Annotated in this window: 19 protein-coding genes and 1 pseudogene; 9 read left to right on the top strand and 11 right to left on the bottom strand. The window is 63.8% G+C overall.

The window, feature by feature from the left end; translation table 11 throughout:
* Positions 1-32 precede the first annotated feature (32 nt).
* Positions 33-707, top strand: coding sequence for a haloacid dehalogenase type II (locus ABFX19_RS13940; protein WP_277357029.1), 675 nt, complete (start codon positions 33-35; stop codon positions 705-707).
* Positions 708-827: 120 nt separating this feature from the next.
* Here ABFX19_RS13940 and ABFX19_RS13935 read toward each other — a convergent pair whose 3' ends face one another.
* Positions 828-3656 carry an FAD-binding and (Fe-S)-binding domain-containing protein gene (locus tag ABFX19_RS13935; protein WP_346028641.1) on the bottom strand — a complete coding sequence of 943 codons (2829 nt, stop codon included), beginning with the start codon at positions 3654-3656 and terminating at the stop codon, positions 828-830.
* Between the two features lie 192 nt (positions 3657-3848).
* Between ABFX19_RS13935 and ABFX19_RS13930 the strand changes: the two genes are divergently transcribed.
* Both ABFX19_RS13930 and ABFX19_RS13925 read left to right on the top strand, forming a co-directional pair.
* Positions 3849-4169, top strand: coding sequence for a putative quinol monooxygenase (locus tag ABFX19_RS13930; RefSeq protein ID WP_346028640.1), 321 nt, complete (start codon positions 3849-3851; stop codon positions 4167-4169).
* A 113-nt stretch (positions 4170-4282) separates the two neighbouring features.
* Positions 4283-5077 carry an IclR family transcriptional regulator gene (locus ABFX19_RS13925; protein ID WP_346028639.1) on the top strand — a complete coding sequence of 265 codons (795 nt, stop codon included), beginning with the start codon at positions 4283-4285 and terminating at the stop codon, positions 5075-5077.
* A gap of 102 nt (positions 5078-5179) precedes the next feature.
* Here the strand turns inward: ABFX19_RS13925 and ABFX19_RS13920 are convergent, their stop codons facing one another.
* The 3 genes from ABFX19_RS13920 to ABFX19_RS13910 are packed head-to-tail and all read right to left on the bottom strand — an operon-like array spanning position 5180 to position 8459.
* A complete protein-coding gene (locus ABFX19_RS13920) occupies positions 5180-6763 on the bottom strand; it encodes a GMC family oxidoreductase (RefSeq protein ID WP_277357025.1) in 1584 nt (527 codons plus the stop codon).
* Positions 6760-7374, bottom strand: a complete 615-nt coding sequence (locus ABFX19_RS13915; protein WP_277357024.1) for a hypothetical protein — start codon at positions 7372-7374, stop codon at positions 6760-6762. Before ABFX19_RS13915 ends, ABFX19_RS13920 begins: the two co-directional genes overlap by 4 nt.
* Before the next feature lie 41 nt (positions 7375-7415).
* Positions 7416-8459, bottom strand: coding sequence for an NAD(P)-dependent alcohol dehydrogenase (locus ABFX19_RS13910; protein ID WP_277357023.1), 1044 nt, complete (start codon positions 8457-8459; stop codon positions 7416-7418).
* A gap of 147 nt (positions 8460-8606) precedes the next feature.
* Between ABFX19_RS13910 and ABFX19_RS13905 the strand changes: the two genes are divergently transcribed.
* Entirely contained in the window at positions 8607-9827 is a 1221-nt protein-coding gene (locus ABFX19_RS13905) for an NAD(P)/FAD-dependent oxidoreductase (protein WP_346028638.1), read from the top strand.
* A gap of 174 nt (positions 9828-10001) precedes the next feature.
* On the opposite strand, the gene ABFX19_RS13900 is transcribed toward ABFX19_RS13905, so the two are convergent.
* Positions 10002-10739 (bottom strand): class I SAM-dependent methyltransferase, encoded by a 738-nt coding sequence (locus tag ABFX19_RS13900; protein ID WP_346028637.1) that lies wholly within the window; start codon positions 10737-10739, stop codon positions 10002-10004.
* On the bottom strand, positions 10739-11770 hold the full coding sequence (locus tag ABFX19_RS13895) for an NAD(P)/FAD-dependent oxidoreductase (protein WP_346028636.1): 1032 nt from the start codon (positions 11768-11770) through the stop codon (positions 10739-10741). The genes ABFX19_RS13900 and ABFX19_RS13895 overlap by 1 nt, the downstream gene beginning before the upstream one ends.
* A gap of 66 nt (positions 11771-11836) precedes the next feature.
* Between ABFX19_RS13895 and ABFX19_RS13890 the strand changes: the two genes are divergently transcribed.
* A complete protein-coding gene (locus ABFX19_RS13890) occupies positions 11837-12415 on the top strand; it encodes a helix-turn-helix domain-containing protein (protein ID WP_204534488.1) in 579 nt (192 codons plus the stop codon).
* Between the two features lie 7 nt (positions 12416-12422).
* Here the strand turns inward: ABFX19_RS13890 and ABFX19_RS13885 are convergent, their stop codons facing one another.
* On the bottom strand, positions 12423-13166 hold the full coding sequence (locus tag ABFX19_RS13885; protein ID WP_346028635.1) for a helix-turn-helix transcriptional regulator: 744 nt from the start codon (positions 13164-13166) through the stop codon (positions 12423-12425).
* A 90-nt stretch (positions 13167-13256) separates the two neighbouring features.
* On the opposite strand from ABFX19_RS13885, the gene folE reads away from it, so the two are divergent.
* A complete protein-coding gene (gene folE, locus ABFX19_RS13880) occupies positions 13257-13862 on the top strand; it encodes a GTP cyclohydrolase I (protein WP_277357018.1) in 606 nt (201 codons plus the stop codon).
* Between the two features lie 71 nt (positions 13863-13933).
* Positions 13934-15184: an NAD(P)/FAD-dependent oxidoreductase gene (locus ABFX19_RS13875; RefSeq protein WP_346028634.1), complete on the top strand. Its 1251-nt coding sequence runs from the start codon at positions 13934-13936 to the stop codon at positions 15182-15184.
* A 151-nt stretch (positions 15185-15335) separates the two neighbouring features.
* Here the strand turns inward: ABFX19_RS13875 and ABFX19_RS13870 are convergent, their stop codons facing one another.
* The 3 genes from ABFX19_RS13870 to aztA all read right to left on the bottom strand — a co-directional run bounded on the left by ABFX19_RS13870 (position 15336) and on the right by aztA (position 18181).
* Complete coding sequence (locus tag ABFX19_RS13870) at positions 15336-16832, bottom strand: HNH endonuclease signature motif containing protein (RefSeq protein WP_346028633.1); 1497 nt, start codon at positions 16830-16832, stop codon at positions 15336-15338.
* A 154-nt stretch (positions 16833-16986) separates the two neighbouring features.
* Positions 16987-17523, bottom strand: coding sequence for a GNAT family N-acetyltransferase (locus ABFX19_RS13865; RefSeq protein WP_277357015.1), 537 nt, complete (start codon positions 17521-17523; stop codon positions 16987-16989).
* Positions 17524-17527: 4 nt separating this feature from the next.
* A complete protein-coding gene (gene aztA, locus ABFX19_RS13860) occupies positions 17528-18181 on the bottom strand; it encodes a zinc ABC transporter ATP-binding protein AztA (RefSeq protein ID WP_428831046.1) in 654 nt (217 codons plus the stop codon).
* Positions 18182-18334: 153 nt separating this feature from the next.
* Between aztA and aztD the strand changes: the two are divergent.
* Together aztD and ABFX19_RS13850 are read left to right on the top strand one after the other, a co-directional pair.
* Positions 18335-19390, top strand: a pseudogene (aztD, locus tag ABFX19_RS13855) (zinc metallochaperone AztD); the annotation flags it as partial.
* Positions 19391-19596: 206 nt separating this feature from the next.
* Positions 19597-20586: a copper resistance D family protein gene (locus ABFX19_RS13850; RefSeq protein WP_346028632.1), complete on the top strand. Its 990-nt coding sequence runs from the start codon at positions 19597-19599 to the stop codon at positions 20584-20586.
* Positions 20587-20628: 42 nt separating this feature from the next.
* Here the strand turns inward: ABFX19_RS13850 and ABFX19_RS13845 are convergent, their stop codons facing one another.
* Positions 20629-21282: a class I SAM-dependent methyltransferase gene (locus ABFX19_RS13845; RefSeq protein WP_346028631.1), complete on the bottom strand. Its 654-nt coding sequence runs from the start codon at positions 21280-21282 to the stop codon at positions 20629-20631.
* Between the last annotated feature and the right edge of the window lie 39 nt (positions 21283-21321).

Genomic DNA, 21321 nt, shown 5'->3' with positions numbered 1-21321 from the left:
GCCGCTCGCGCAAGTCTGCGAACGTTGCCACCATGACTGAAATGCCCCGGACCATCGTCTTCGACGTTAACGAAACCCTGTCCGACCTGAGTCCCCTCGCGAAGGCATTCGAAGCAGAGGGGCTTCCGCCGCTGGCCGCCCGGGTGTGGTTCGCCGGGATACTTCGGGACGGATTCGCGCTCACCGTCACCAATGACAACCCCGGGTTCGCCGAGCTCGCCAAAGACAGCCTGGAGCGGCTGTGCGCCGACACCCGTGGCGGAGGAGACCACGCTGCCGCAGTGGAAAACATCATGACTACGCTGACGTCTCTGCCAGTGCACGACGACGTCGTGCCCGGCGTTGAAGCCCTGTCTCACCAGGCGGAGCTGGTCACCTTGAGCAACGGTGCTACTTCAGTGGCGGACGGTCTTTTTGAGCGAGCCGGCATCCGCGGGCACTTCGCGCGGCTCCTCAGCGTCGCGGACGCACCCGTCTGGAAGCCCGGGAACAGCGCTTACCAGTACGCAGCCATGGAACTCGGCAGGCAGACGCAGGAGATGCTGCTGGTCGCCGTGCATCCCTGGGATATTCATGGCGCTCATCGGGCAGGGCTCCGGACCGCCTGGATCAACCGGACCGGTACCTCGTATCCCGAGTACTTTGACGCACCGGACCTGGAGGTGGTTAGTCTCCTTGATCTCGCAGGGGCGATTCGGGCGACATAGTCCTTCCGAAACGTTGCATGCATTGCAGGCCATGCAATGAAAGCAGTGCCTGCACCGTCTGAGAGAAGACCGTACTCCCGCGCATCCGCAATTGATCAAGAGGTGCGCCGCTGACGCAACTCACCGTCTTATCCTCCCGTCTACCCCTCTCCCCGCCTGCCCGGCCAGCAACTCGAGAATGTGGTGGTAGCTCCGTTCGGTAGCCCTCGTCATGCCGAGTTCGCAGGTGCGGTTGCAGGAGGCATGTGCACGTGCCCCAAACGCGCGGACCTCTGTGGCCTGTGCGCTCGTCGCCGAGGCAGTGAGCTCGGGGTGGAGCATTCCGCGGTCCCCGGCGAAGGCACAGCAACCCCACGTCGCCGGTACCCGAACCGATTCCGCCACCGCGGAAGCCACCTGCTGCAGGGACTCGTTCAAACCGAGCCGTGTAGACGAGCACGTCGGATGAAGCGCCAGTGAATCCAGTTTTGGGTAGGGGCCGAGCAGCGGCAGGATGCGATCGGCGGTAAATTTCACAGCGTCGATGATTCGTAGGGGCCGTTGCCCTCCCGCCGTCGCCTCAGCCTCCAGCGTGGCCAGAAGCCCCTCCGTGCAGGAGGCGGCGTCGACGATCACGGGCAGCTCGCCGTCGTTGGTGACTTCACGCAATTCCTCAAGGACGTGCCGGCGCATGGCGTGGGCACCGGCAACCATGCCCTTCGACGACCACGGGGTTCCACAGCACATCCCGTCGATGGCGGCCGGAACCAGGAGAGTGATCCCGGCAAACCGGCAGAGCTGTTCGAAGCTGGCCTGCACGCCGTCATCGCCGGGCTCTGCCGGTCCGAACATTGTTCCCACACACGCCGGGAAATACACCGCGTCCGGCGCAGTTGCCGGACGCGGACGACGCCGGGAGTGCCCACCGGCGGGCAGGTCCGGTGAGTAGAGGGGCACGTTATCCGTGCCAAGTACGGCACGGGCGGCCACGTTCGGAGCGCGGATCACCGGCGTCGGAATCCTGTCTGCCACCGTGAGCGCAGCCGCCGCACCGCGGCTTGCCGGCCCCCAGTGTCCTGCCGCCGTCTCCCAGATTTTGGCCGCTACCGGATTCGCGCTTTCGCGGCGAAGCCGTTTGACCAGGGTGCCCGTATTGATGTCCACCGGACATGCGGTCTGGCACATTCCGTCGACCGCGCACGTCTGGACCGACTCGTAGTCGTAGTCCTTCTCCAGCGCTTCGACCAGCGCCGTATCCCCGTCGATGCGGGCTTGCTCGATGGCCCGCAGGGTCACGATGCGCTGCCGCGGCGTGAGGGTGATGTCCTTGCTGGGGCATACCGGTTCGCAGTAGCCGCACGAGACGCACCGGTCTACCTCCTCGGCCACGGCGGGCGCCGTCTTGATATGGCGCAGATGTGCCTGCGGGTCGTCATTGATGATGACGCCGGGATTGAGCATTCCGGAAGGGTCGAACAGCGCCTTAATGTCCTGCATGACCCCGTACAGTGCGTCGCCGTACTGGCGACGGACGTATGGGGCCATGACGCGGCCGGTGCCGTGTTCTGCCTTGAGGGACCCGCCTTCGGCCAGCACCAGGTCAACCATGTCCTCGGTGAAGGCGTGGTAACGGTCCAGTTCAGGGGCGGAAGCAAACCCGTCGGTCAGCATGAAATGGATGTTGCCGTCCTTGGCGTGCCCAAAAATCACGCTGTTGCGGTACCCGTAGCGGTCAAACAGCTCGGACAGCGTGCCGCACGTACGGGCAAGGGAAGGCACCGGAACCACGATGTCCTCGAGCAGTGCGGTCGTGCCGGGAGGGCGGGCACCGGCGACAGACGCGTACAGCCCCTTGCGCAGATGCCACAGTTCCGCCCGTGCAACAGGGTCGGTGCTGAAGGTGGCCGGCATCGTCAGTCTGAAGGGCTTCAGGCCATCCGCGCCCTTGGCAACCGCATCGGTGAGACGTTCAGGAGAATCAGCCGAGTATTCCACGAGCAGTGCCGCGTGATCCTCGACGGACAGGCCGCGTACCGCCGGGGGAGTGTCAGGAATTGACTGGCCGACCCGAAGGGACAGCGCATCCATTAATTCCGCTGTCGCAGCGCCTGATTCCACGAGCGCCGGCAGCGCGGAATTGGCGGTCGCCAGATCAGGGAAGACCAGCAGTGCCGTCGCCGTATGCGCCCTGATAGGTACGGTGCGGAACACCGCATCCGCCACGAAACCGAGCGTTCCTTCACTGCCGACCATCAGGTGCGCCAGGATGTCCACAGGACGCTGGAAATCGAGTAGCGAGTTCAGCCCGTAGCCCATGGTGTTCTTCATGGCGAACTGCCGCCGCACTGTCGAGGCTGATGCGGCGTCGGACCGGACGCGCGCGGCCAGCCGGCGGAGCCCCTCGTGAAGCTCAGGCTCCGCCGCGTAAAGGCGCTTGTCAGCATCCGGCGCGGCTGTGTCGATCACGGTCCCACTGCTCAGGACAACCGTCAGGGACTCCAGCGTCCGGTAGGCGTTGTCCACTATGCCGCAGTGCATCCCGGAGGAATTGTTGGCAATGACGCCGCCGATGGTGCACGCGGATTCGCTCGCCGGGTCCGGCCCGAATTTGCGTCCGTAACGCAGCAGGTGGCTGTTGAGCATCCGCACCGTGACGCCGGGCTGCACGCGTACCCGTGCGCCGTCGTCGAGCACTTCGATGTTCCGGAAATTACGCCGCACGTCGACCAGCAGGCCGTCGCTTACCGCTTGTCCGCTGAGGCTCGTCCCGCCGGAACGTAGAGTCAGCGGCATCCCCGCGGCGGCGCTGGCGCGGAGCAGCCTGCCGACCTCGACGGCGTCCGACGGCGTTGCCACCGCCTCTGGAATCAGCAGGAAGTGCGATGCGTCGTGCGCCTTGGCGTGCCGGTCGATAGCCCGGTCGCTGATCCGGGACGGATCGGCGACCGCGGCGAGGAAATCGGTCAGCATGGTTACCTCCCTGGGCAATGGACGACGACGGCAGCGGTAGAAGCGTGCTGCACACGTGCCCAGACTAGGTCCGGTCAGCGGAGGAGTATGCAACACATTCTCACCCTGTGAAAAGCGGTCTTCCGCGTTGCCACGGTCGGCAGCAGACTAGGACCCACATGAGAGCAGCGCACCCGAACGAAAGGCAGCAGCATGATCTTCATCGTCGTCAAATTCAAGGTGAAGCCCGACTGGAGCGACCGTTGGCTTGACCTCACCCGAGGCTTTACCGAAGCCACCCGCGCCGAACCGGGCAACCTGTGGTTCGACTGGTCGCGGAGCGTGGACAACCCGAATGAGTTTGTGCTGGTCGAGGCCTTCGAGGACGACGCCGCGGGCGACCACGTCAACAGCGACCACTTCCAGCAGGCGATGAAGGATATGCCGCAGGCGCTGGTCGAAACGCCGCAAATCATCAGCGAGAAGATTTCGGCCAACGGCTGGAACCGCATGGACGAACTCAGCGTCGACTAGGAACCTTGCTACGTGAACGGGAGCTCCGGGCAAAGCTCGGGGCTCCCGTTCACGTCCGTGCTGTCACTGCGGGGCATGTGGCATAAGCGGGCGACACCGGCGAAGATAGCCCTATGGGACGCAATGATGCACTGGGGGGCATGGCTTCTGTCCAGAAAGCCTTCGCACTGCTCGACGCTGTGGCCTCCGACCGCCGTGGACTGACCGCCAAGCAGATCGCGGAGAAGCTCGACATGCCGCTTCCCACGGTCTACCGCCTCCTGAAGCTGCTGGTGGGGTCCGAACACCTCGTCCATCTCAAGAAGGAAAGCCGGTATGCGCTCGGCTACAAGCTGCACGCACTGGATACCTCGCTGCACCGGCAGATCGGCACGCCTCCGGCAGTTGCGCGGCTCATTCTCGAACTGCATGCCCGGGGTGACGCTGCGGCCTACTACGCCGTTCACCGGGGAGACCATATTGTCGTGGCGCACGTGGTCGACTCACCGCGCCGCCCGCGCATCACTCCGCTTGGCTTCGGCTTCAACGACGCCGCCCACGCGACCGCGTTCGGGAAAATCCTCCTGGCCGGCATGGAACCGGCAGAGCGCGCTGCCCTCCTGCGTCGGCAGGGCCTGCCCGCGATGACGGCACAGACTATCGGCACGTCCGATGCGCTGGATTCCGAGCTTGACCGGGTCCGCGAAGGCGGCATCGCCATTGAACGTGAGGAGTTCATTGAGGGGGCGTCCTGCATTGCCGCTCCCGTGCGCAATGCGGCGGGTCAGATTGTCGGCTCCGTGGCAGTGTCGATGGATGCGGCTGAGTTCGATGCCCGATCTGCAAAACTCGCCGTCCTGCTGCGGGACACGGCGGACCGGGTCAGCAGGGCGCTTCGGGCAACTTCGGTACTACCGCACGGTACCTGAGCTTTTTCCAACACTGGCGGGTCCCGGGACAGGAAACTGGCCGGCAGCGCACCCGCGGTGGGGGATCACGGGAGCGCGCCGACCAGAGTTCCGGACCGAACCTCAGAGGGCGGCCGAGGCCATCTGCTGTGCCATGTAGTCAGCCTGGCGGATCGCCAGCGCCACAATCGTCAGCGTCGGATTGGCAGCAGCTCCGGTGGTGAACTGGGAGCCGTCCGAGACGAACAGGTTCTTCACATCGTGGGTCTGGCCGAACCCGTTGACCACACCGTCTTCCGGCCGGGCGCTCATCCGTGCGGTGCCCATGTTGTGAGTCGCAGGGTAGGGCGGCGTGTGGTGCGAAGACAGGGCGCCCACCGCCTCGTACAGCAGTGATGCCTGCTGGTACCCGTGGTTGCGCATCGCGGTGTCGTTCTCGTGGTCGTCGAAGTGCACGTTCGGCACCGGCAGCCCCAGCCTGTCGGTGACCGCGGTGTTCAGCGTCACCCGATTGGTCTCTTGTGGCATGTCCTCACCCACGATCCAGAGCCCGGCTGTGTTCTCGTAGTCATCGAGGAGCGACGCGAATCCGGGACCCCAGGCTCCCGGATCCACAAAGCTGGCGAGGAACGCCGGACCGAGGGCGATGGTCTCCAGGTAGTAGCCGCCGGCGAAGCCCCGGTCGACGTCGTGCCGGGACTCATCCGCGACCAGCCCGGCCATGGTCTCTCCCCGGTACATGTGTACCGGCTTGTCGAACTTCGCATAGACGGATCCGGTGGTGTGGCGCATGTAGTTGCGGCCCAGCTGTCCCGAAGAGTTCGCGAGACCGTCCGGGAACATCGGCGAACCCGAAAGCATGAGCAGGCGCGGCGTCTCGATCGCGTTGCCAGCCACCGCGACGATCCGGGCGCGCTGCCGCTGCAGGTTCCCCTCGGCGTCGACATAGAGCACGCTGTCCACCAGCCCCTCCGCGGTGTGCGTGATCTGAACGGCGTGGCTGTTGGGCCGAAGGTCGAGTTTTCCGGTGATCAGCGCCTTGGGGATCTCGGACACCAGGGTGGACCACTTGGACTTGTTCTTGTCGCCCTGGAAGTTGAAGCCGTCCTGGATCGACGCCGGCCGGCCGTCGAACGGCTCAGCGTTGGTGCCGTACGGTCCGGTGGCATAGTGGCGGTAGCCGATGCGCTCGGCGCCGGCGGCGAGCACCTTGTAGTTGTTGTTAGCGGGCAGCGCCGGACGCCCATGACGATGTGTACTGCCGATCTTCTGTTCTGCCCTGTCGTAATACGGTGCGAGGTCATCGAGGGTGATTGGCCAGTCCAGCAGGTTGGCGCCGTCGACCCGCCCGTAGGCGGTGCGGGTCTTGAACTCGTGGGCCTTGAACCGCGGGGTGGCGCCGGACCAGTGCGTCGTCGTTCCGCCGACCGCCTTGACGAGCCACGCGGGCAGGTTCGGGAAGTCGCGCGCAATCCGCCATGAACCGGACGTGGTGCGCGGGTCCAGCCAGGCCATCTGGTTGAAGGCCTCCCACTCGTTGTTGTGGTAATCCTCGTTGGTCAGATGGCCACCCGCCTCCAGGAGGACCACCTTCACGCCCTTTTCGGTGAGTTCGTGGGCGAGGGTGCCGCCGCCGGCGCCGGAACCGATGATGACGACGACGTCGGCGTCGTCCTGGTCGAAACGGGCAGATTCGGCCGTGGTCATGATGCTGTGTTCCCTTCGTTGACGGTGTCGGAGCCCTTGAAGAGGTCCGAGAACTGCTCATCGGAGGGCACGCCCCCGGTCTGGCCCGCCGGTTCCGCGCGGTCGGGTGCCTGCTGGGCAATGTTGTAGGGCAACGGGCCGACCTCGGTCAGGTCCTCGTCGCTCTCCTCGATGCGAGGCTCGGGCAGCCAGTCGAGGTCGTTGAAACCGCGGTTGATGTAGCCGCCCTTGGAGAAGGACTCGCCCTCGTAACCGAGGACGTCCCAGACCTGCGGATCGTCGTAGAAATTCAGGACGGTGGTGCGCCGGATGAAGCCGAAGAAGTCGAGGTCGCTGATGCGCTTGAGCACGGCGAGCGCGCGGTCGTCAGGAAGGTCCAGGAAATGCTCCTCGGTGAGTGAGTCGAGAGTGAGCAGGCCTTGAGTCAGCGCCACCCGGAACCACGTGGACGCCTGCGCCTCCGACACGATCTTCTCGGTCATGCGTTCGTACGGCCCGTCAGGAACCGCAGGATGCGGAAAGGCCACGCGGATGATGCGCGTGAGCGTTCGCCGTGCCTCCTCCGATAGCTGCAGCTCATTGAGCGCCGAATACTTTGCGGGATACGCCATGGGAATCACCCTTCGGGTTCAGATGCGGTACTTGGTGGCAGTTACTTGTTGAGACGGGGGACGAGGATGCCGCGGCCCACCAGGGCGCCGCTGTCAAGATCGTGCATGGCCTGGACCGCATCCTCGAGGTCATACTTCTGGGTGTGGAGCGTTACCTTGCCCTGGGCAGTGAGCGTCATCAGCTCGACCAGATCGGTGTAGGTCCCCACCAGGTTTCCGACGACGTTGATTTCCCGCGAAATGATCTCGATCGTGTCGATATTCACCGCGCCGCCGTAGCCGATACTGTAGTAGCTGCCGCGGTTGCGCAGCGCCGTGACGCCGAGGGACTCCGTGCCGTGCTCTCCCACGAAGTCGAACACCACGTGTGCGCCGCCGTCCGTGATATCGAGCAACCGGCCGGCGTCGCCGTTGCCGTCGGAAGAAGCGTTGACGGTATGGTCTGCACCGAGTGAGTGTGCCAGTTCAAGTGCCTCGGCTGAGCGGTCGACTACGGTGACGGTTGCCGCCGTCAGCGCCTTCAGGGACTGGACTCCGATGTGGCCGAGGCCGCCGCTGCCGATGACCACCGCGTGCGATCCGGGCGGCAGTTGCGGAACCGCCTTGCGGACCGCGTGGTACGCGGTGAGGCCGGCGTCGGCGAGGGCAGCGATGTCGGCCGGCTGGAGGGAGGAATCGAGCTTCACCACTGAGCGGGCGTTGGTCCGCATGTATTCGGCCATGCCGCCGTCGACGTTGAGACCGGGGAAGGTGGCGTTGTCGCAGTGGGAATCCTGGCCCTCGCGGCAGGCCATGCAGAGTCCGCAGGTCACCAGCGGGTGCATGATCACGGTGTCTCCGGCGCTGACGTTGCTGACGGCGCTTCCCACTTCACGCACCCAGCCCGCGTTTTCGTGCCCGAGGATGTAGGGGAGTGAGGGATGCTGGATGTGATCCCACTGGCCTTCAATGACATGGAGGTCGGTCCGGCAGAGCCCCGCCGCACCCACCTCGACAATCACATCCCAGGGGCCGATGACGGTGGGCTCGTCAACATCATCTAGGTGCGGATCTTCCCGGTACCGGTGCACGCGGACGGCTTTCATGGTCCTCCCTCGACAGCGAAGTGGTGTGACTTCGAGTGTGAGGCGGGTCACCCACTCCGCATAGAGTCGTTATCGCGTGGTGAGAAAGCCGGTAGGGTCGAGGCATTCGGTCTCTGTTCGGCAACAGTTCGACCCAGGAGGTGCTCGATGCACAGCAGCAAGGACGTCCAGCGGATGGAAAAGGGGCACCACCAGGTACTCGTGATCGGAGCTGGGAACGCGGGTATTTCCCTCGCCGCCCGCCTGAAGCGTTACAGGGTGAAGGGTATTGCCGTCGTCGACCCCACCGAACAGCATCTCTACCAGCCGTTCTTCTCCCACATTGCCGGCGGTACAGCGAAAGCGGAAATGGCCGTTCGACCGCAGGAATCCGTGATGCCAAAGGGTGTCACCTGGCACCGGGACTCCGCGACCGCCATCGACCCGTCGGCGAAGACCGTGACGCTCGCGTCCGGGCAGACCTTCACGTATGAGCACCTGGTGGTGTGTCCCGGTATCCAGAAGAACTGGAACGGGATTCCCGGACTGCAGGACGCCTACGATTCTCCCTACGGCGCAACGAATTACAGCCTCGATTTGGCGGTGAAAGCGTGGCGGCTGCTGAGCGGCCTACGCTCCGGGACCGCCATCTTCAGCATGCCGGACGGCCCCATCACCTGCGGCGGTGCTGCCCAGAAGCCGATGTACCTGGCGTGCGACTACTGGCGCTCGCAGGGCGTGCTGGACAATATCCGCGTCATCCTCGCGGTGCCCACCAGTAGCGTGTACGGCGTCGACGTGGTGGACGAGGAGCTGAACCGCAAGATCACCGAGTACGGGATTGAGCTGCGCTGCACCACGGAGCTCACCTCCGTTGACGCCGAGGGCCGCCTCGCCACCCTTCGGGATACCGCGCGCGGTACGGAGGAACAGATCCGGTACGACGTCCTGCACGCTGCACCGCCGCAATCCGCTCCGGATTGGATCCGCAGCACCGGACTGGCCGACGACGACGGTTTCGTCGCCGTGGACAAGCACACGCTCCGACACATCACCCATCCAACGGTGTGGTCACTCGGCGACGCCGCAGGGACACCGAACTCGAAGTCCGGTGCAGCGCTCCGTCAGCAGACCAAGGTGCTCGCGAAGAACCTGCAGTCTGTACTCAAGGGCAATCAGCCTGGCCAGAAGTACAACGGGTATGGCGCCTGCCCTTTCACGGTGAGCCGCTCCACCGTGGTGCTTGCCGAATTTGATGACACTCTCGCTCCAAAGCCATCCGTTCCCGGCTGGAAGGGTCTGGCAAAGGAGAAGCGACTCACCTGGCTCGTGGAGCGGTATGGGTTCATCCGGCTCTACTGGTACGCCATTCTGAAGGGCCGGGCCTGAGCCCACGCTCCCGTTCTGCAGAGAGGATTCACATGTCCAATCAGATCACCGTCACCCGTACCTTCGCGGCGCCGAGGGAACGCGTTTTTGCCGCCTGGACTGGCGCTGGTTGTCTTCTGACGGCTACGTCTTTCTGAGGGCTGCCTCTTCTAAGGGCTGCGGCCGGTTGGATTGTCAGCCGTGCCGGCGCCCCCGGTAGACCGCATCCGCTACTGCGAGTGTGGCGCCGTCAGGACCGCTGGCTTCCCGCGGACGGGACTCGACTCTCTGGTGTTCCCAACCGTCGTCGAGCAGGTCCACTATGTCCTCCGCCGTGAAGTACAGATCCGGGAGATCGGGTCGTGATGCGCCGCTCTGCATGTCTGAAGGATGGTGCCCGACGATGAACAAGGTTCCGCCCGGCGCGACGGCGCGTGCCAGGCTACGGAACAGCGGTTCACGTTGCGCGGTGGGTAGGTGCATGTACTGCGCCGTGACGAGATCGAATGCTCCGGCCGGAGGTTCCCAGACCGTGAGATCGTGATGTTCCCAGCGCACGGGCGGGGTAGCGAGGTCTTGGCTTCCGCTTTGGTTCTTGTGCTGCTCCTGCTGATGCTCCTGCTCGTGTTCGGCTGCGCGGGCAAGGGCAACCGCTGAGATGTCGACGGCGGTGACTTGCCAACCCTGTTCGGCCAGCCAGAGGGCGTCGGCACCTTCTCCGCAGCCGACGTCGAGCGCTGTGCCCGGCGGTAACCCGTTTGCCTCAGTGATTAGTTGCGGATTGGGACGACCACTCCAGATACGCTTCTTTTCGCCATAACGTGCATCCCAGAAGGCTTCGTCGAACTCGCGGGAACCGTGGTCGTGATGATTGTGCTGGTGACCGTGGTCGTGCTGATCGTTGGGCGTGTGGTGTGAGTGCTGCGACTGCATCAGGAAACCTCCGCTCCTATCCTGCTATCCCGCAGGGTTGCCGCGGAAGAGGAAGCACCCATGGAAGATGCGCGGTGAGCTGCAAGATCCTGCTGGAGTTCTTCGACCATCAGGTCATTGTTGATTGCCATCGCTGCCACTGATCCCGAAGCAGCGGACGGCAACACCTGCAGCATCAGGTTGGCGACGTTTCCTGCTGCCCATACGCCGTCCACGCCGGTTGCGCCCATCTCATCCGTGGCCAGGTGCTCGCCGACTCCCATCGGGTGCTGGACCGGAGCAAGGCCGAGACTCGCGAAGATTCCGGTGTTGGCGACGAACCGCGGCGCAACCACGAGGGCTTCCAACGGAACCACGCGGCCGCCGGTGAGTTCCACACCGCTGAGGGTGCCGCCGTCGTTCTGGTTCAGGACACGGGCAACCGAGCCGTCGACCACAGTGACGCCGCGGGCGGCCAGGTGCTCCCATTCTTCTTCGGTAGGTTCAACGGTGTCGTTGAGAAAAAGGGTGATGTTGTTGCTCCACTGGCGGAACAGCAGTGCCTGATGTACTGACATGGCGCTGGTGCCGAGGATACCGATCTGCTGGTCGCGCACCTCCCAGCCGTGGCAGAACGGGCAGTGCAGCACTTCCTGGCCCCACCGTTCGCGGAGTCCTGGGATTTCCGGCAGTACGTCCGTGAGCCCTGTGGTCAGAAGCAGGCGGCGGGAGTGGAGGACCGTCCCGTCGTCGAGCGTGGTGCGGAAGCGATCACGGGAATCATCGGTGGAAGCGACGTCGACGGCGGTGCCGGGAACAATGACGCCACCGTACAGCTGGACGTCGGCCCGGCCCGCGGCCACAAGGTCCAGCGGGTTCATGCCCTCGCGGGTGAGGAAACCGTGTACACCGCTGGCCGGGGAGTTGCGTGGGTGGCCGGCATCGACCACCGCGACACTCCGGCGGGTACGCCCGAGCATCAGTGCCGCGCTGAGGCCGGCAGCCCCGCCGCCGATAACGACGACGTCGTATGAGTTCAGTTCAGATGTCATGTATTCATCGTGGATTGCAGAACATGGATCAGCAAGTAACATTGCTGATCTGGCAAACTAGGGTCTATGACGGATGAAATTGGTGAAGCACTTGCGGCAGTAGGTCCGCGACTGAGGGCGCTGAGAGTGAAGCGGGACGTGACACTGCAGTCGTTGTCGGAATCGACCGGAATTTCGGTGAGTACCTTGTCGCGGTTGGAGTCGGGCCAGCGTAAACCCAACCTTGAGTTGCTGCTTCCTCTGGCCCAGGCGCATCAGGTGCCGTTGGATGAGCTCGTTGGTGCGCCGACCACGGGGGATCCGCGCGTTCACCTGCGCCCGATCGACATGGGTCGCGGAACGGTGGTTCCGCTCACCCGCAGGCCAGGCGGCATTCAGGCCTACAAGCACGTGTTGCATGCCGAAATGGCACTGGAGGAGCCGGACCTCAAGGTACATGAGGGTTACGAGTGGCTGTACGTACTGAACGGGAACCTGCGGATGGTCCTCGGTGAGCTCGACCTGGTGTTGCCCGCCGGTGAAGCGGTTGAGTTCGACACCCGGGTACCGCACTGGTTTGGGAAGGCTGACAGGCATGCGGTGGAGTTCCTCAGCCTGTTTGGCCGTCAGGGGGAGCGGCTGCATCTTCGGGCGAAGACGACGTAAGCGCAGCTTACCTGGCGTCGGTGCGCCGGGTGATGCGTGCGCAGCAGTGAGGTCCCTCGGGGTCAGGCGTTACCGCGTGTGTGACGTCGCCACTGCCTTCGAGTGCGCCGGAGAGAAGCGCGCCGTTCATTCCGCACACCACCTCCGAATGGCTGCGCGACAGTCGATGGAAGGGGCAGTTGTGCAACAGGAAGCCACCATCTCCGTCCGGATACGGTTCGTAGCCGGACGAATCAAGCACCCCGTCGATGCTGCCGGCTTTCAGGCCAAGGCGACGACCGGCGTCGTACGCGGTTTTTGACAGCGCACGCTGGATGGCAACGTTCTCGCGAATGGAAGCTTCGATTGCGGCCGCCATCAACTCGGCGGCGAGGTCGTAGCGGCGGTCCGGAACCGATGCCGTCACCTCTGCATGAGCAAGCTGATATAGCTTTGCCGGTCTGCCTGACCCCGGCCCGCTACGTTCACCGAGTTTTCGGAACTCCACGTTGAGGAGTCCTGCATTCACCAACTTCTCCAAGTGGAACAGCAAGGTACTGGCCGAAAGCCCGGTGAGTTCTGCCAGTTGGTTTCGGGTCATTGCTTCGGCGTTGCGCTGGAGGGTTTGGTACACCTCGCGTCGGACAGGGTCACCAAGGGTTGCTACTGACTCCAGCCGTTCATCAAGGTTGGCGTGCAGGCGCAGCATGGCATCTGATGCGCCGCGACCTGAGCGCGCTGCTGGGCCTGGATTGCCCTCGAAGTCAGACATATGCCGAGCCTATCTGGAGTTTGTTCACCATTGACTTCTTCAGTGTGCGCTTCTAAAGTCAACAATACAATATTTAGAAAGAGGGACGCCATGTCATCGCATTCAGAGGTTGCGCTCCGGCTGTTGGAAGACGACATTGAGCAGGACAGCTCTGTCGGGGCTATCGATCTGCCAGCAGCGAGGTTGGCGGTGGCCGACTTGCTGCGTGCGCTCGGGCGGGACGTGAATGATCCGCACCTCAGCGATACCCCGCGCCGCGTGGCGGGCGCTTTCGAGGAAATGCTGACACCCCGGACCACCTCGTGGACTACCTTCCCGAATGACGAGGGGTATAACGACCTGGTGCTCGTAAAGAACATCCCATTCAATTCACTGTGCCAGCATCATCTGTTGCCATTCAGGGGAATCGCGCATATCGGCTATCTGCCGGGGGAACGACTTCTCGGTCTGTCCAAACTGGCGCGGGCACTGGAGATGTTTTCACGTGACCTTCAGGTGCAGGAGCGGCTCACCAAGCAGGTGGCGGACTGGCTGTTGGACCTGCTCAATCCGCGTGGAGTCGGTGTGGTGCTGGAGGCAGAGCACCTGTGCATGTCGTTGCGCGGTGTGCAGAGTGCCGGTACCACTACCCGGACGGCGACGTTCTATGGCGACCTCGCAGTCGGGGGCCCGCTACGCGACCAATTTCCAAACTAACGCTTCTGCCCGAATCAACGCTTCGTGGCACCGCGCATTCGCAGGCCACCCCACCAGAAGAGAGAGTATCCATGGACAACACCAGTTTCCCGGCATCTGATGACGCAATGGTGATCATTGGGGCAGGCCTGACGGGCGCGACGGCGGCCGCAACTTTGCGCGAAGAAGGCTTCACTGGTCCTGTGGTCCTCGTTGGGGCGGAAGGTCAGGCGCCCTATCTGCGTCCGCCGCTGTCGAAGGGATTCCTTGCCGGCAAGGAGAGCGAGGAGTCACTCCTGCCCTATCCCGAGAAGTGGTACGCAGAGAACGACATCGAACTCCTCACCTCGGATGAGGCGGTCAGTGTGGATCCCACCGCCCGTACTGTTGCTTTGTCGAGCGGCCGTTCGCTTTCCTATGGTCGGCTCCTGCTCGCTACGGGCGCTGTTCCCCGTCAGCTGAACCTGCCAGGTACCGATCTCCAAGGGGTGTACTACTTCCGTACGAAAACGGATAGTCAGCGTCTTCACTTAGAGTTGGCAGGAGGTGGCCGTCACCTCGTGCTTATCGGTTCCGGCTGGATCGGTATGGAGGTTGCCGCAACTGCACGGGAACTTGGCAATGAGGTCACCTTGCTCGGGTTGGAAGAGGTCCCGATGAGTGCGGCGATCGGTCCCAGGCTTGGCACCGTCTTCATGGATCGCCATATTGAAGCTGGTGTTCAGTTCAGGCTGCCGGCTTCGGCGAAAGAGATCAGGGGTGACGATGCAGGCCGTGTCACTGCAGTAGTGACCGATGCGGGTGAAACCTTGTCCGCGGATCTTGTTGTGATCGCCATTGGCGTGGTGCCGCAGACGGCGCTTGCAGAGGAAGCCGGGCTTACCATCGGGAACGGTATTCAGGTCGATTCGGGGCTGCGGACCAGTGCCGAGGGCATCTTTGCAGCTGGGGATGTGGCCAGCGCGCTGCATCCTGTCACGGGCCAGTATGCCCGCAGTGAGCATTGGGCAAACGCTATTAGCGGCGGGAAAGTGGCCGCACAGTCGATGCTCGGCCGAGACGCTGTGCTGGACGACATTCCGTACTTCTACACAGACCAGTTCGATCTGGGCATGGAGTATTCCGGCTACGGTGCCCTGACAAAAGATGCGGACGTGGTGGTCCGGGGCAGCCTCGAAGATCGCGAATTTGTTGCCTTCTGGCTCCGCGAGGACCGGGTGGTAGCCGGCATGAACGTCAATGTGTGGGACGTGCAGGAGGAAATTCAGGATCTCATCCGGAGCGGCAGGGCTGTGGACCGGGCTGTGCTCACTGATCCGGACTCGGACTTGAAAACTGCCTGATGGGGGAGCGGGATCCGAGGGCCGCCTGATCTGGAATCGACGCCTGCCACGTGCGCTCGCGGTTCTGTCACCTCTGCCACGCGCTCGGGGCACAGTTGACTTGGCGGTGCTGCGCTCGCTAAGACGCCGGCTACGGCGGCATTTCCGCTGATCAGGGTGGTGCCGTGCCGATGCTCGTGGACACGTGACTGACCGTGTCTGCAAGTTGGTCGTGGATGGCTTGTTCTACTTGCCAGTAGCGGTTGCGTTTGGGTGTTCGTTGCGGGTCGAGGTATGTCGGTGGTCTGAACCAGGGGATTCCGTGGACTGATTCGACTGTCCAGTTTCCTTCGTGGATCTGGTGGTGGTGTCGGGTGCAGAGCAGCACGCCGTCGTGGATGTTGGTGGTTCCGCCTGCAGCCCAGGGGATGATGTGGTGGGCTTCGCACCAGGTTGCGGGTGTGGTGCAGTCGGGGAACGCGCAGCCTTTGTCCCTGGCCACGAGCGCCCGCCGGAGGTGCGGTGGGAAGAGACGTTGGGCACGGCCGATGTCCAAGACCTGACCCTTGCCGCCGAGGACGAGCGGGAGGATGTCGGCATCGCAGGCGAGTTTGCGGATGCTGCGGGCACTTATCTGTTGGGCGAAGACCGAATGCCCGTCATGTCCGCTGTGTCCGCTGTGTCCGCTGTGTCCGCTGCCTGTCAGGTCATTGAGGAGGTCGCGGTAGTTGATGGTGACCATTACCTGGGGTCGGTGTCCTCCGGTCGCTGGAAGGCCATCACCTGTTAGCGCGATCCGGCATGCTGAGACGAGTCCGTCGAGGAGGTTCTGTTCACGGGTCGGTTGGCCCGGACTGGTTAGAGCTTCTTTGCCGCGGTCCGTCGTGCCGTCTCCGTCGGTCGTGCGGTCTCCGTCGGCCTCGCCAGTGATGCTGTGGGTTCTGGGGTTGGTGGCGGTGTTCATGACGGTGATGAGGTGTTCGTATTGTTCGTCGGTGGCGCCGATTTCCATGAAGTGCAGGCCGTGGCGCCTACCGCGCAGGAACACACCCTGGCGTGCGCGGAGGGTTTTTTCGGTGGGTTCGGTGCCGTCCTGGTCGATGATGTCTTCCCAGCGTTGGGCGAGGGCCCGCAGGACGTCTTCGTCGGACTCGACGGCCTGGCGGACCAGGTGCTCTTCCATGGCATCCAGCTCACGGCCGGTCGCGACAGTGGAGACCCGGTGCACGGAGTTGCGGATGATGGTCGCAGCACGGCTGCTGAGCGCACCGACCTTGGTCGCTTCAGCCAGCACACCCAAGGCAGGTACGAGCGCGGCTCCTGGCCCGGGAACCTCGGGCAGGACGTCATGTCCGAGGCGTAACCGGCGGTTCGCTTCGGAGCGGCTGATACCGATTTTCGCCCGCAAATAGTCCGCAGTGTTCTTGTACGGATCTAGGGCGTCAACGGTAGCGAGTTGGTGGTCCTCAGCGGCACGGGCAACCACAGTCTGCAAGTGGTCGACCAGGTTGGAGAGCTGCTCAACCTCGACCAGCGTTGCCGCGGCCTCCTCAGGCCGAAGCGTCAGGTAGTTGGACTCGAGATCCCGCACGTAAGCCAGTAAGCCGGACCGCATCCCACCCAGGAGAGACGTGTCCTCCGGGCGGGGTTCGAGCAGTGCGACGGCCATACCCAAAATTTTATCGAACACGTGTACTAACCGCGACCGAAAACCACCAATGTGCAGGACAAGTCAAACGGACTTATCCACACCCCGGCGTGGGGGTAGGCACCCCTGCTCAAGCCGCACGCCGCTCGACTGGCACAATCCTGCCAAACCGCACTCAGCCCAACGCACGCTCCAGCACGAAGTCCGTTTCCACGTTCCGTCCAAGCTGAAACGTCTTTGCCCCCACGCGGGTGAATCCGTGCTTCTCATAAAATCGGACTGCACGGGCATTGCGGTCATTCGTGCCGAGCCAGATTCCCTTGGCGCCGGTTCCCTTCGCCGCGATCTCCAGTGACGCTTCCATGAGGTGCGACGAGGAACCCTGTCCATGATGCGACGGGTGCACATAGAACTTGCTCAGCTCGATGGTCGGGAAAAGCGAGAGAGAAGACCGCACTTGCTCGTCCTTGGGAAGTCCTTTGACCAACGTGCTCCAGGCAAGAAGGTGGCCGTCCTCCCGCAGGCATAGCAAGATCTTGTCAGGGTCCGCTATGTGCTGGGTGAACCGTTCCTCGGAAAGCTCTGATGCGATGAAGTGTGCAATGTCGTCGGGGTGCGACGTCGGTGGACAAGCGAGCGGGAAGGTGACGGCAGCCAGGGTGGCGAGGGGGCCGGCGTCGTTCGCGGTGGCATGGTCAATAACAACGGTCACGAAGTCAGGGTAGCGCTGATCGCCGGACGGAACATCGATCCTGTATCGGAGATGACGAGGCCGCCTCGAGTGTGACTACCCGCTCCGCTCGCTCGATGTCCTCGGGCGAGTGGCTCGATTCGATGACGGTCACGCCACGCAGCAGTTCCTCGTCGACCGCCAAGCGGATGAGCCGGTGTGCCGCACTGTCCAAGCCGGCCGTGGGCTCGTCAAGGATCAGGATGTCCGATTCCTGCGCCAGCCCCTGCGCAATAAGCGCACGCTGACGTTGCCCGCCGGAAAGCCCGGCGAGTTGCCGATCAGCGAGGCCCGAAATCCCCAAGCGTTCCATGGCATCCCGCCCGATACGGCGATTTTGCGGACCAAGCGGCAACAGCCAGGAACGATGAGGCCACCGTCCCATCTCGACCGTCTGACGCACCGTACAGGGAAGGATCTCCGAGGTCCGCGTGTGCTGGATGACAAAGGCCGGCCGGCGGCTGGTGGTGAGGGTCACCGATCCGGACTGCGGCTTCAGCGCGCCGGCAACCAACGCCAGCAATGTCGACTTTCCTGAGCCGTTGGTGCCCGTGACCACGGTGTGCACCCCTCGCTCGAGCGCGAGAGACACCTCCCCAAGCGCGCGCCTGCCCTGATAGGCGTATCGAACGCCGCTCACAATCACCATCATTTCTCCTTATGTGCGAATCATTCTCATTATCAATATAGGATGAGTCGCGATGGAATGGTTACTTGAGCCCCTGAGCGCGTCGTTCGTGCAGCCGACGCCGCAGTAACCGTTGCTGAACCCACCCCTCGCGTAGTCACCACATACGACGGCGGCATCCAGGTGCTCGACGGAGACACTTTCGAGGTGCTGGGCGACTTCCCGATGGAGGGCTTCAACCGGATCAATCCGGCCGGCGATGGACGCCACGTCATCATCTCGACCGCCGAAGGCTTCGAAGTGCTCGACACCGGAGCCTGGACCGACGGCGGCACCTCCCACGCTGAGGAACCGGTGATGACGGACATCGCCTTTCCCACGAGCAAGCCCGGTCACGTGGTCCGCCACGACGGCAAGACCATCCTCTTCAGCGACGGAACCGGCGAGGTGACAGTCTTCGAATCCAGTGACCTCGCCGAAGGCCAGCCGGAAGTCGAGACCTACTCGACGGAGGAAGCGCACCATGGTGTCGCCGTCGAGCTTTCCAGCGGTGAACTGGTGCTGACGCTCAGCAACGAGGAAGAACGCCCCGGCATTGTGGTCTTCGACGAAGACGGCAAGGAGATCGCCCGTAACGAGGATTGCCCGGGTGTACACGGTGAGGCGACGGCCGCAGGGGAAGCCGTGGTGATCGGTTGCCAGACCGGCGTCCTTATCTACGCTGACGGCAAGATCACCAAGCTCGACAGCCCCACCGAGTACGGGCGGATCGGCAATCAGGCAGGGTCTGAGGAATCGGTCATCACACTTGGCGATTACAAGCAGGATCCCGACGCCGAACTTGAGCGCCCCGACACGATCTCGCTGATCAACACCGAGACTAAGGACCTCACGCTGGTCGACCTCGGCACGAGTTACAGCTTCCGGTCACTGGCCCGCGGTCCGCATGGTGAAGGGCTGGTCCTGGGCACGGACGGCTCGCTGCACGTGATTGACCCTGAGACCGCCGAGGTGACCAACAGTTTCCCGGTGATTGGGGAGTGGGAGGAACCGCTCGAATGGCAGCAACCGCGACCAACCGTCTTCGTCGAAGACCACACTGCCTACATCACCGACCCGTCAACCAACTCCATCCATGCAGTTGATGTGGAATCCGGGGAAATCACCGGAACCGGTGAACTGAAGCAGACTCCGAACGAGCTGACCGCCGTCACCGGATGACCTGAGCAGAGCAGGAGGACCCCGTCGCTGGGATCGATCAGCGGCGGGGTCCTTTCGCCGGTCCACGGCGGGGCCCACTGCCGATCCTAGGCCGCACGCTGGCTTAGGATCGGAGGACCGTCTCTGAGCAGTGCCGATGCTGAGGCGTACTGACCGTCCGGAAGGCTGGGATGCAGGTGTTCCCTCGAACAGCGCACGCTGTCGGTGTGCCCTCCCGACATTTCCTCAGCGCCATTTCGGTGGCCGTGTTGGTGGCGGCATTGATTCCGCTGGCACTTTTCGGACTGTCCGACGACGACGGCACCGCCAACTTTGTCGGCTGGACTTTGCCGCTGGTGCGCGTGCTGGTGCACCTCACGAGCCTGACGGCGATTGCACTGTTGTGCGTTGGCGTCCTGTTACCCGCAGGCAACCCCCAAGGCGACGACGCCGGTTCGGAAGTTCTCGCCCCCTTAGCCGTGCGGCTCGGGAGGCGGGGGAGTGTGGCGGCGCTGGCCGCCGTCGTCGTTTGTGGGTTGTTCCTGCTCTGGACCTACTTCGACGTGCTGGGCGAGGGACCGTTGCAGGGGGCAGGGTTCGCGGACTTCGGGGTCTTTCTGGATCAGCTCGCGTCGGGGCGTGCGTTGATTGCGCAGATCGGATTCCTGCTGGCCAGCGCTGTCATGGCGTGGTTTGCTCGGACCTCAACTGCATTGAGAATGGCCCTGTTCCTGGCCGTTGCGGGCACCACTACGCTGGCCCTCGGCGGACACGCCGCTTCCGAGTCGGGGCACGGTCTCGCGATGTTCAGCATGACCGGGCACATTGCGGCAGCATCGGTGTGGGTCGGTGGGCTTGCGGGTCTCGGATGGCTGGCGCTGTACCGGGTTGAGGTGCTGCATGCCGTGGTGAAGCGGTTCAGCCGCCTCGCGCTGATCTGCGCAGCGGTGGTCACTATCAGCGGTGTAGTGAGCGCGCTGGTGCGGGTGCCGGACCTGACGGCGCTGCCTGGTTCCCTGTATGGCCTGGTGCTGTTGTTGAAAGTGGTTGCGCTGGGAGGGCTGATCGGGTTCGGGGCGTTGCACCGCCGTCGTCTGCTTGCGGGAACCACATTCAGCTGTGCCGATTTCGGAAGGCTGGCGGCCGGTGAACTGGTGGTCATGGGCGCTGCGTACGGGTTGGCGGTTGCGCTGGTGGGGCTTGAACCGCCGTTGTAGATTCGGCCCGGACCGGCGCTCGCAGGGTCCCGGAACTCCTGCTCAAGGGGCAACCGCGTGACCGAGGATGTGCGCAACGCGCGGGGCCAACGGCTGAACCGAGAACCCGAAGCGCTTGTTGTCCCTGATGTCGAAGCCGGCGGCGCTGATTGCTTGCAGCGTGTCCCGGTTGGGGTGGCAGCCGCCGGCAGCTCGTTGCCACAGGGGTGTCATCACGTCCTCGAGGGCAGCGAGGACTTTCCGGTCCGAGCGGACGTGCTCGTAGAAGGCCAGAATCCCGCCCGGGCGCAGCACCCTGCGCGCTTCAGCCAGTGCAACGCCCTGGTCCGGCACGCTGCACAGTACGAGGCTCGCGACAACAGCGTCCGCACTGCCATCCTCAGCCGGAATGCTTTCGGCCGTGCCGGTGACCACTCGAACGGGAACCGGCGCACCGGACGCCCGGCGGATGGCGATGGACCTGAGGTGATCGTCCGGTTCGACCGCCAGAACCTCGGTGACCGTGCGCGGATAGTGTGCGAAATTCGATCCCTCACCGGCACCGATCTCGACCACGACACCGGTCAAGTCCGCCAGGAGCGCGCGGCGGTGTTCATCGGCGCCCCTGCGGTTCATTCCCTCCACAGCCCGGGCATAGGCACGCGCGAATCGGGGATGTTGGAGTTCGGCGGGGCCTGACTGGAACGGAACGGTCATTGGCCCACTGTGGAGCCGCGGTGAGCTGGCGTCAAGGGT

It is taken from the genome of Arthrobacter parietis (assembly GCF_039530425.1).
In the GTDB taxonomy this organism is placed as follows: domain Bacteria; phylum Actinomycetota; class Actinomycetes; order Actinomycetales; family Micrococcaceae; genus Arthrobacter_D; species Arthrobacter_D parietis.
This window is presented reverse-complemented; position numbering and strand designations above follow the sequence as displayed.

Coding starts and splice junctions, on each gene's coding strand:
- ABFX19_RS13925 (WP_346028639.1), top strand. CDS start 4,283: ATGGGACGCAATGATGCACTGGGGGGCATGGCTTCTGTCCAGAAAGCC.
- ABFX19_RS13845 (WP_346028631.1), bottom strand. CDS start 21,282: ATGACCGTTCCGTTCCAGTCAGGCCCCGCCGAACTCCAACATCCCCGA.
- ABFX19_RS13900 (WP_346028637.1), bottom strand. CDS start 10,739: ATGCAGTCGCAGCACTCACACCACACGCCCAACGATCAGCACGACCAC.
- ABFX19_RS13905 (WP_346028638.1), top strand. CDS start 8,607: ATGCACAGCAGCAAGGACGTCCAGCGGATGGAAAAGGGGCACCACCAG.
- ABFX19_RS13930 (WP_346028640.1), top strand. CDS start 3,849: ATGATCTTCATCGTCGTCAAATTCAAGGTGAAGCCCGACTGGAGCGAC.
- ABFX19_RS13885 (WP_346028635.1), bottom strand. CDS start 13,166: ATGTCTGACTTCGAGGGCAATCCAGGCCCAGCAGCGCGCTCAGGTCGC.
- ABFX19_RS13940 (WP_277357029.1), top strand. CDS start 33: ATGACTGAAATGCCCCGGACCATCGTCTTCGACGTTAACGAAACCCTG.
- folE (WP_277357018.1), top strand. CDS start 13,257: ATGTCATCGCATTCAGAGGTTGCGCTCCGGCTGTTGGAAGACGACATT.
- ABFX19_RS13910 (WP_277357023.1), bottom strand. CDS start 8,459: ATGAAAGCCGTCCGCGTGCACCGGTACCGGGAAGATCCGCACCTAGAT.
- ABFX19_RS13935 (WP_346028641.1), bottom strand. CDS start 3,656: ATGCTGACCGATTTCCTCGCCGCGGTCGCCGATCCGTCCCGGATCAGC.
- ABFX19_RS13870 (WP_346028633.1), bottom strand. CDS start 16,832: ATGGCCGTCGCACTGCTCGAACCCCGCCCGGAGGACACGTCTCTCCTG.
- ABFX19_RS13920 (WP_277357025.1), bottom strand. CDS start 6,763: ATGACCACGGCCGAATCTGCCCGTTTCGACCAGGACGACGCCGACGTC.
- ABFX19_RS13875 (WP_346028634.1), top strand. CDS start 13,934: ATGGACAACACCAGTTTCCCGGCATCTGATGACGCAATGGTGATCATT.
- ABFX19_RS13890 (WP_204534488.1), top strand. CDS start 11,837: ATGACGGATGAAATTGGTGAAGCACTTGCGGCAGTAGGTCCGCGACTG.
- ABFX19_RS13895 (WP_346028636.1), bottom strand. CDS start 11,770: ATGACATCTGAACTGAACTCATACGACGTCGTCGTTATCGGCGGCGGG.
- ABFX19_RS13915 (WP_277357024.1), bottom strand. CDS start 7,374: ATGGCGTATCCCGCAAAGTATTCGGCGCTCAATGAGCTGCAGCTATCG.